Raw genomic sequence first — 10078 nt, 5'->3', positions numbered from 1 at the left:
GACCGTGAGTTTGGCAAGAAACCGATTCGGGTATTATTTGCGTTCGAATCGTTACCGCATGGGAATGTATACGCACATGATGTATTTCAATACCAAGGCTCCGATTTCCCATGCTTACCTGCAATTTGCGCGTTTACTCGGAGTTTCGGACATGAAAACCGCGTTGTACAGTATTCCCGAAAATACGGCGTTTAAAATCCCCGACCTTCAAAACGAATACCTGGTCATCAACCCGAATGCTTCCGATTTGCGCTACGAACGACGTTGGTCGGCAGAATCGTTTACCGAACTCATCAAACGAATCCGGAAAGCACAACCGCAACTTCCAATCTTCGTGATTGGTTCTAAAAACGAGCAAAGTTATGTCCATGAAGTCACGAAACACTTCTCTTCGGATGAACTGGTGGTTGATCTGAGTGGAAAAACAAATCTGGGAGAACTGATCGAAGTATTGCGTGGAGCAAAACTGCTGATTACCAACGACACCGGGCCAATGCATCTGGCTTCTTCGCTCGACACACAGGTTCTGGCCTTATTCGGGCCTTGCTCGCCTGCGCAATACGGTTTCGGAGCTAATGTAAAAACCATCTATAAAAACGTTTACTGCAGTCCTTGCGTGCATGAATTCGTGGTTCCGCCATGCAAAGGAAACAACCAATGCATGCAGCTCATCACCGTCGATGAAGTATTCGATTCCTACATTCAATACAACGAAATTGCTTTTGACTCTTCAATTGAGTATCTTGGAAATGACAAAGAAGCTTTAGGCAAAGTGCTTCGGTAATTATTTATTACTATGCTTGCATAACATTAAATAATTGTTTATTTTAGAGCCAAGAAACGAACTTAAAACAATATAGAATTATGTCACAAGCTATCAAAGGCGGAGAATTCATTATCCGCGATGTTACCCATCAGGAAATATTCACACCGGAAGAATGGTCGGAAGAGCAACGTATGATTGCACAGACTTGCGATGATTTCATCGAGCAGGAAATTACACCTCTCTTGGATCGTATAGATAAAATGGAGGAAGGTTTGATGCCGTCCCTGATTCAAAAAGCGGGGGAACTTGGAATGCTTGGTTTATCTGTTCCGGAAGATTTGGGCGGAATGGGAGTGGATTTCAAAACGGCACTTCTCGCAACGGAACGCTTAGGAAAAGGGCATTCTTTTTCGGTAGCCTACGGTGCACATACCGGGATCGGAACACTTCCTTTATTGTATTACGGAAATGCAGAACAAAAAGCGAAATACATTCCGAAATTGGCCAGCGGTGAGTGGAAAGCGGCTTATTGTTTGACCGAACCAAGCGCCGGATCGGATGCCAATTCAGGGAAAACCAAAGCGGTTTTATCTTCCGACGGAACACATTACATTTTGAATGGTCAGAAAATGTGGATCACCAACGGTGGATTTGCAAATATGTTCACAGTCTTCGCGAAGATTGACGACGACAAAAATTTATCGGCTTTTTTGGTGGAAGCAGATTCGGAAGGAATCAGTCTGAACCCGGAAGAGAAAAAAATGGGGATCAAAGGTTCATCTACCCGCCAGGTATTCTTTAATAACGTGAAAGTTCCTGTTGAAAACATGCTTTCAGAGCGGGAAAACGGATTCAAGATCGCATTGAACATTTTGAATATCGGCCGGATCAAATTGGCTGCCGGAGTTTTAGGAGGAGCAAAACAAACGATCACGGATTCTATCCGCTACGCCAATGAGCGCGAGCAATTCGGAAGATTGATTTCAAAATACGGAGCAATTCGCTTTAAAATCGCGGAGCAGGCCATTCGTGCATACGTTGCGGAATCTGCCATCTACCGCGCAGGACAAAATATCGACGACGCTATTCAGGCATACATTGCCGGGGGAATGGAGAAAAGTCAGGCTACTTTGAAAGGAATCGAACAATTTGCACCTGAATGTGCGATTTTGAAAGTGGCAGGATCCGAATGTTTGGATTATGTCAGCGACGAAGGTGTACAGATTTTCGGTGGAATGGGTTATTCGGCAGAATCGTCTGTTGAAAGAGCTTACCGCGATTCCCGTATCAACCGCATTTTCGAAGGAACGAATGAGATTAACCGCTTGTTGATCGTTGACATGGTTCTTCGCAGGGCAATGAAGGGTGAACTGGATTTGATGGGGCCTGCAATGAAAGTGGCTTCCGAATTAATGAGTATTCCCGAAATGGTAGAATTGGGCTCTCACCCGCTTGCAGCACAAAGACAAGCATTGGCAGGATTCAAAAAAACGATTTTGATGGTTGCCGGATCTGCCGTTCAGAAACTGATGCAAACCATGTCGAAAGAACAGGAAATCCTGATGAACATTGCAGATATTTCCATCTGGGTTTACCAGGCTGAATCGGTTTTACTTCGTGTGGAGAAACTGATCGAAACACAAGGTGAAGCTGCTGCTGCCATTCCGATCTCTATCGTAAAAACGTATTTCTACGATGCCGCGGAGCGAATTGACAAAGCTGCTAAAGATGCAATCTATAGTTTTGCTGAAGGAGACGAAGCGCGCATGATGATTACCGGAGTGAAACGTTTCACGAAAGTGGATCCGATCAATCCGAAAAACGAGCGCCAGACAATTGCGCAATACTTAATTGACAAAAACGCTTACACCCTTTAAGTGTAAGTTTGTGATAAACGAAAAAGGTCGGGGTGAAAATTTTTCACCCCGACCTTTTTTTATATTCTTATTGTATCGAAAGCTTCGCTTCTTTTGAAACTGCACTGACGCTTGTTTTCTTTCTATCGAAAGCTTCGCTTTCTCTTACTTCAAATACTTGTCTTTCATGTCCTGGAAAGTCATTTCCTGGCCATCAACTGCAATCATACGTAAATCCAAAGCAACCAACAAACGGTTTACTACATTCAGGTTCGGCTCTTCGTTTTTTATCAACGTAACTTTCAACTTATCCGTTGCTTCATTGAATGCAACAGAAAAGTAATCTTTGTAATAACCTTTTACTGCATCAACCTTTTCAGCGGTAATTGATTCCGGTACGGAGAATTCATAAACTCCTTCTGCTTTTCCGGTTTTCAATTGATTTGAACTAATTGATGCTGAATTTTGACTAAAAGCAAATGAACTTGCTAAAGACAAAACAAATATCATAACTAACTTTTTCATAATCTATAACAGTTTAATAAGTAGACGTAAATAATACCTAAAGGTTGTATGTGCTAAATATACAACATTTTTAATAACATTTGTATCATGCAATTATTAGACCATTTTGACAAAACGAAGTTGGAAGCCGGATGCGATGAAGCCGGAAGAGGTTGTCTGGCCGGACCTGTAGTATGTGCTTCCGTGATTCTGCCAAAGGGTTTTTCACACGAACTTCTGAATGATTCTAAACAACTTTCCGAAAAAAGTAGAAATATCTTACGTCCGATCATTGAAAAAGAAGCACTTGCCTATTCAGTTCAGTTTTTACACACGGATGAAATTGCCGAACTCAACATTTTAAAAGCTTCGCTTACAGGAATGTATCGTGCAGCGATGGATTTAAAAGTCCGGCCGGAACTGCTTTTGATCGACGGAAACAAAGCCTTGCTTTCCAATGAAATTCCATCTGTCCCGATCATCAAGGGAGACGGAAAATACAAAAACATTGCAGCAGCATCCGTCCTGGCTAAAACGTATCGCGACGAATACATGGAACAACTGCATCACGAATTTCCGCATTACGGATGGGAAGTAAATAAAGGTTATCCGACGAAAGCGCATCGGTTGGCAATCCTAACTCACGGGGCGTGCATTCATCACAGAGCCGGATTTAATCTTCTTGGAAAAGGGCAATTATCACTTTTCGAAGAGTAAACACTCCACTGTTAACTTCTTCATCGGAAAGATGAAAAAGGGGTATTCTGAAAGCTTATTTTTGATGAACAGTAAAAGGTATGCTTAGTCGTTCGATAATTATTTTTCTCGTTAGTTGTTCTTTAGTATGGATCGGTTATGTGGGCTTCACCATTGTGGAAGGTTCCAGCACTCCCCCGACTCCGGAAAATGTATTCTCTCCAAAAGACGACACCATTATTGTGGTTCACAAATCGGTGGAAGTGGATTACAACAGCCCGATTGTCGCTTCGCTTCAAAAAAACAGCTTTTTCACTCTTTTACTCAACGAACCGGAACGCATTCAGCACTTCTATTTTTCCACGACCCGCGATTTGGTTCTTCTGGAACGAAGCAAGCCATGGACAAGTGATATTGTAAAGAAATATGCTGAAAAGCTGGCTCTTTCGTCTACTATTTCGACTCAAAAACACCTTTCGCTTTCCAACAACTGGAAGGGAGAATTTCATGGGAAATTCCTCGTTCTTTACCAGGGCAACTGGAATCCGGCTCCAAAAAGCATTGTCACCTGGAAATACCTGGATCGCAAAAGCAGCTTGTCTTTGGTGTACAAAACACCTGACAATTCGTACGAAATCGAAGATTCTTATTTCATTGCTAATAACAAGGTCAAATACATTACGCATACCGGAAGCAAAGCTTTGCCTTTGATCAATGACCAGGAATTGTTTCAGGGTTTGATCCCGGCCGATTTCGATTCGTATACTTTTTTTGAAAAGAATTACCTGCTTTCGAAATACCCGAAAAAATCAATCATTTTCGACTGGATGGATTACGGCTTGGCCTTGGTAGTAAATCAAAAAGATACCTGCCTGATTTCCGATTACAAACCGGGACAGGATCCGCTGGCAATTCTCAGTGAACTGAACGGAGTCACTAGTTCCGACAAGCAAAAACAGGCAACGCTTCAGGGGCATTATTTCCCTTTTCTCCGCCCGAATAAAAAGATTTACCTGGAATTGTTCAACAACAGCGTCTTGATTTCCAATTCCCAACAAAGTATCAACCGCATCATCGGAGCTTACGAAACGGGAGCAACTTTGGAGCAATCAACAACTTTGAAGTACAAATTATTCAGCAATACTCCGCAGAAGGTTTCTTACCGGAATTTCGATAAAAATCAGCAGCTAACCATGAGTCGTTTGACGCATGCAAATCACAGCACGCTACAGATTTTAAATGAGAACGGACAAAAAGAGGAAAACGGCACTACAAGCGAGATTCCGAAATTGAATCCGCTGCGTTTGGATGATAATCTGCGTTCTTTGACTCCGATTTCAGGATCGAACAATCTCATTGCGCTTACACGGTCAAACACCTTGTATTTCGTTGGCAGCAAACAGATTCTTTGGAGTAAAACGCTGGAATCCGAAGCGATTGGTAACCCGGTTCTGATCGGAAACGGTATTTTCCTGGCTACCAAAACGGGAATTCTTGGTCTGGACAGAGCCGGAAACAATCTTTCGGGCTTCCCGATTGCTGCCAATCAGGTAACAAGTAACTTGTTCTCCTATTTCTGGAACAGGAAAGATTTCATTGCATTTGTTGCTGACGGTCAGATTCAGGCTTACGGAACCAACGGAAAACAAAGCATGAAGATCCCAATCAGCGGCGGTTCCTCTCAAAAAGAAGCTCAGCTGGCTATCCAGGGAAAGAAAGGAGAACTGATTGCGCATATTTGTACCAACAACAATTGGTCAATTCTTTCGCTCAAACGCAAACGCGTTATCAAATCCCACAACCTGAGTGAGGGCGAATGGCATTTGGTAAAAGTAAACGGAACCATCAGTTTACTCGGTTTAAGCAAAAAACAATTTGTGCGCTTTACGGAAAACGGAACCAAAGCCATGCTTGTCGGAAATGTATCTTCTATCCTGAATACACAGACTTTCGGCGATGAGCAATTGTTTTTCCTGACACAGCAAAATACCATTTATGTTATTTCAGGAACGGGAACTATTTTGGGTCAATTCAACTCAACCGTCGGCAATATCGACGATGCAGCACTCATCAAATTACCAAATGGAAAAACTGTCGTTGGGATTATTGACGGTATTGCCAATAACTGTTATATTTATACCATACGTGGTAACGAATTGAATAAAGAAAGCTACGAAGGATCAAATAAAATTGCATTCCAACGACAAACAGACGGAACGATTTTATTAGTTTCGCAGGCAAATGGTTATTTGATACGCTATCCATTGAATTATTAATAAACACTACTTATGAAGAAACAGTTACGCAAATTAACTTTCTTAGCTTTTTCGTGTTTTTCTACTATTGCTGCATTTTCTCAAAATTATTTGGGTGTTCATAGTAGTAACTACGTCGGAGTGATGGGATTGGACGCACAACCAGCAAGTTTCGTTGACGGAAGATTTATCGTCGATATCAACCTGGGAAGTGCGAATGTTGGAGCCTGGCAGAATGCGAAGTATTTCGATACGGACGTGATGCCGAAATGGTGGCTCAAATCCTTTAAAAAGGATACGATGTGGATGAAACCGGACAGTACTTTGTACCAACGTTCGATGTTCAATTTGTATGACTACAACAAACCGGGGGTTTCACCGCGGGGTGTTTATCTGAATTACCAGGTCGATATCTTAAATTTTGCTTTTCACATCAATCCCAAAATTGCCGTTGGATTCTCTGCAAAAAGCAGAATGATCACCAACATTGATGATATTGATCCGAAATTATCGAAACTGGCAGAAGAAGGATTAGATTTTGCGGCTTTGTGGAATTTGAAACTGAATGACAAGCTTGTAAACGCAAACATGATGGCCTGGAACGAATACGGTGTCAATTATGGACAGGTTGTATTGGATAAAGGTCAGCATTTCCTGAAAGTCGGTGGACGCGTGAAATTGCTTCAGGGACTGGCTTCCGCGTATGCGTATACGGATGAATTGGATTACGAGCTTTTGAACAAGGATACGGCAACTACTTTGGTCGGAAACTTCAAATACGGTTATTCCAATAATTTCGATGATTTGAAAAACATCAATGCCAAAACGTTCTTCAAGTCGGCTTCCAAACTGGGTTTCGGATTGGATTTAGGAGTTGTGTACGAATGGAGACCGAAATACAAGCAGTTCAAATACGAAATGGACGGTGAAACGGATCTTTGGATGCGCAACGAAAACAAGTACGAATTGCGTGCAGGTGTTTCCATTATCGATATCGGAGGAATGAAGTTTACGAAAGGTGGCCACAGCCGCGATTTCTCCGTAAATACTTCCACGTTGGATCTGCGTATCTTCGATAAGGTAAAATCATTTGCTTCTTTTGACTCGATCATCGACAGTTTGATTACTACACCTGGTTCAGGTTGGAATTCCAACCAGGGAGTGGGGCAATCTTATTATATGAATACACCGACTGCCATTAACATTCAGTTGGATTACCATATCTGGAAATGGTTCTACATCAATGCAACCGGTAATATCAACGTGATCGGGAAAAGAAACCCTTCACGTGTAAAAACACCGAATCAATTTGCAATTACTCCAAGCTTCGATTATGCGTGGTTCGGATTGTACGTTCCGGTTTCAGTGAATACCTATTCGGGATGGAAAGCCGGTATTGCTTCGCGCTTAGGTCCGATTACTGTCGGAGTAGTGGATTTCCGTTCTCTTTTTGCTACCGGAAAAGTACGTGGTACGGAATTCTACCTGGGACTTCGTGTTCCGATCCTTTACTCTAAACCGGATGACAGAGACAACGATAAAGTTTCAGACAAGAAAGACGAATGTATTGATATCCCGGGAATCTGGTCGTTCAAAGGATGTCCGGATACAGATGGAGACGGAATCAAGGATACGGAAGATTTGTGTCCTGACACACCAGGTTTAGCGGAGTTCCAGGGTTGTCCTGACCGTGACGGTGATAAAATTCCGGATAAAGACGATGCTTGTCCTGATTTGCCTGGACTTGCTGCATACAGAGGTTGTCCGGATACGGATGAAGACGGAATCATTGATCCGCAGGATAGTTGTCCGACAGTGAAAGGATTGGCAGCATTCAACGGTTGTCCGGACCGCGATGGTGACGGATTACAGGATTCTGAAGATGATTGTCCGGATCTTCCTGGTCCGTTGGCAAACAAAGGATGCCCGGATACGGATAATGACGGATTGTTCGACAACGTGGATAAGTGTCCGAACGAATACGGTTCGATTGAGAATGGTGGTTGTCCTTGGCCGGATACAGATGGCGACGGATTGTATGACCGCGATGATGCTTGTCCGACTATTCCTGGTCCGATTGATAACCGCGGTTGTCCTCGAATCGAAAAAGAAGAACAGGAAATTCTGAACACTGCATTCGAAAACTTAGAGTTCGAATCCGGTAAATCAGTAATCCTTGCAACTTCATTCAAATCGTTGGATGATTTGGCTGCCTTGTTAATCAAAAAACCGGATTGGAAATTACAAATCGCTGGTCACACGGATAACAAAGGAGACGCTAAGAAAAACATGACGCTTTCTAAAAACCGTGCTGAAGCTGTTAAGAAATACTTAGCAACTAAAGGTGTGGATGCAGCTCGTTTGAAAGCAGAATGGTATGGTCAAACTAAACCGATTGCGACGAATGCAACACCGGAAGGACGTCAGAAAAACAGACGTGTTGAAATGAATGTGATCTTCGAATAGGAAGAATCAATTACAAACTGAAAATGTCGGGGCGAAAAATTTTCGCCCCGACATTTTTGTTTCAACTATTTCCCCAACACTTCTTTCCGGTGCGCCAAACCCCAGTAATGCAATTCTTCGATCACTTTCTCCAGTGATTTTCCATGCGCTGTAATCGTATATTCCACCGTTGGCGGAAACGTATCATAAACTTCCCGGGTGATCAGTTTATTCGATTCCAGCAGTTTCAATTCTTTCGACAAGGTTTTATCCGTAATTCCATTCACTTCCCGCGATAATTGTTTGAACCGCTTCGGTCCTTCCGACAACGAAAATAAGATCAGTAATTTCCATCGGCCTTCAACGGCTTCCAATGCATCTTTGATCGACAAAATATTTTTAGGGCAACCTCCTTGACTCAGCATCTTCCTGATTTTAAACGTTACTACCATTTCGGATAGCGCTATCCAAAGGGAAAGTGCTTTCGAACGGAAAGCGAATGTACATACTTTTATTCCGGATTCAATCGTTAACTCAATGAAAAAACAAACAGCAAATATGCTACTGTGGGCTCTGCAAATTCTCCTCTCGGGAAGTTTAATCTGGGCCGGAAGTATGAAATTGTTTCAACCGATCGAAGCATTGAAAACAATGTGGCCCTGGACTGGAGAAGTTTCAACCGGTTTCGTGAAACTGACTGGTATCTTCGATCTGCTCGGTGCTTTCGGATTAATTTTCCCTGCTCTTCTCCGGTTCAAACCCATCTTCGTTCCGCTGAGCGCGATCGGAATCATCTTACTCATGATCGCAGCCGGTATTTTTCATATTTCCAGGGGAGAAACAGAACAAATCGGGGTAAATATCGTGTTTGCAGTCTTTGCCGGATTGATTGTTTGGGGCAGATTCAAAATTCCTTCCGGAAAGACAAAAAAGGTCAGTTCATAAAGAGCTATTGATCAGTTTTTTAGAAGATGATTTTAAAAACCCATTGCTTCCAGATTTCTACAGGATTACGTTTCAAAGATTAGCAAGAGTCATTGGTTTATTCACCGGCGAGAAACAAAAATCAGGAAACTTCTGCGCCGTTTCAGTTGTAAAAAATACGCATAGACATGTATCTATTAGCCCAGTCACAGTAAGGGGTCTGTGCATTTTTTTCGTTTTAAACAAACACAGCTCTTTCCGCTCTTCAATTCTTTGCGCTGGAACATCGAAGGGTCTAATCCATTAAGCATTTCCTGGTGGTTTTGTTATCACGGTGAGTACAAAGAGTACGAAATTCCAAAGCCCTACACAGAACCATCCTGCTTCAGCCATCTTTTCCTGATCCGACTCAAGGTTTCCTGCCTGATATTTAAGTAACTGGACAAGATTTTCAAGGGAATTTTCAGAATCGTGCTTTTTCCCCGGTTGTAAAAATGAGCGTATCGTTCTTCCGATTCGTGAATCTGGTTAACAATGTATCTGTCTTCCCAATACATGTAGCTTTTTTCCAGGATGACGGAATAGAGAAACAACATTTCCCTGTTATCTTTCATCAATGCCTTGATTTCTGC

8 protein-coding genes and 1 pseudogene are annotated in these 10078 nt (G+C 42.5%); 6 read left to right on the top strand and 3 right to left on the bottom strand.

What is annotated here, in order from left to right:
- Together Q1V93_RS16370 and Q1V93_RS16365 are read left to right on the top strand one after the other, a co-directional pair.
- On the top strand, window positions 1–784 hold a 784-nt coding region (locus Q1V93_RS16370; protein ID WP_300666136.1), incomplete at its 5' end, for a glycosyltransferase family 9 protein.
- 80 nt (window positions 785–864) lie between these two features.
- Window positions 865–2643 carry an acyl-CoA dehydrogenase family protein gene (locus Q1V93_RS16365; protein ID WP_300666135.1) on the top strand — a complete coding sequence of 593 codons (1779 nt, stop codon included), beginning with the start codon at window positions 865–867 and terminating at the stop codon, window positions 2641–2643.
- A gap of 144 nt (window positions 2644–2787) precedes the next feature.
- On the opposite strand, the gene Q1V93_RS16360 is transcribed toward Q1V93_RS16365, so the two are convergent.
- Window positions 2788–3147, bottom strand: a complete 360-nt coding sequence (locus Q1V93_RS16360; protein WP_300666134.1) for a hypothetical protein — start codon at window positions 3145–3147, stop codon at window positions 2788–2790.
- An 87-nt stretch (window positions 3148–3234) separates the two neighbouring features.
- On the opposite strand from Q1V93_RS16360, the gene Q1V93_RS16355 reads away from it, so the two are divergent.
- The 3 genes from Q1V93_RS16355 to Q1V93_RS16345 all read left to right on the top strand — a co-directional run bounded on the left by Q1V93_RS16355 (window position 3235) and on the right by Q1V93_RS16345 (window position 8543).
- Entirely contained in the window at window positions 3235–3843 is a 609-nt protein-coding gene (locus tag Q1V93_RS16355) for a ribonuclease HII (protein ID WP_300666133.1), read from the top strand.
- Between the two features lie 80 nt (window positions 3844–3923).
- Window positions 3924–6098, top strand: coding sequence for a hypothetical protein (locus Q1V93_RS16350; protein ID WP_300666131.1), 2175 nt, complete (start codon window positions 3924–3926; stop codon window positions 6096–6098).
- 12 nt (window positions 6099–6110) lie between these two features.
- Entirely contained in the window at window positions 6111–8543 is a 2433-nt protein-coding gene (locus Q1V93_RS16345; protein ID WP_300666130.1) for a DUF5723 family protein, read from the top strand.
- A gap of 65 nt (window positions 8544–8608) precedes the next feature.
- On the opposite strand, the gene Q1V93_RS16340 is transcribed toward Q1V93_RS16345, so the two are convergent.
- The gene (locus Q1V93_RS16340; protein WP_300666128.1) at window positions 8609–8947 is read right to left on the bottom strand and encodes a helix-turn-helix domain-containing protein; all 339 of its coding nucleotides are present in this window, start codon (window positions 8945–8947) and stop codon (window positions 8609–8611) included.
- 112 nt (window positions 8948–9059) lie between these two features.
- Between Q1V93_RS16340 and Q1V93_RS16335 the strand changes: the two genes are divergently transcribed.
- Window positions 9060–9467, top strand: a complete 408-nt coding sequence (locus tag Q1V93_RS16335) for a DoxX family protein (protein ID WP_300666126.1) — start codon at window positions 9060–9062, stop codon at window positions 9465–9467.
- A 344-nt stretch (window positions 9468–9811) separates the two neighbouring features.
- On the opposite strand, the pseudogene Q1V93_RS16330 reads toward Q1V93_RS16335, so the two are convergent.
- Window positions 9812–10078 (bottom strand): annotated as a pseudogene (locus Q1V93_RS16330) (hypothetical protein); the annotation flags it as partial.

The sequence above is a fragment of the Fluviicola sp. genome (assembly GCF_030151805.1).
In the GTDB taxonomy this organism is placed as follows: Bacteria; Bacteroidota; Bacteroidia; order Flavobacteriales_D; family Crocinitomicaceae; genus Fluviicola.
Note: the sequence above shows the minus strand (reverse complement) of the source record. Positions and strands in the feature narration are given on the sequence as shown.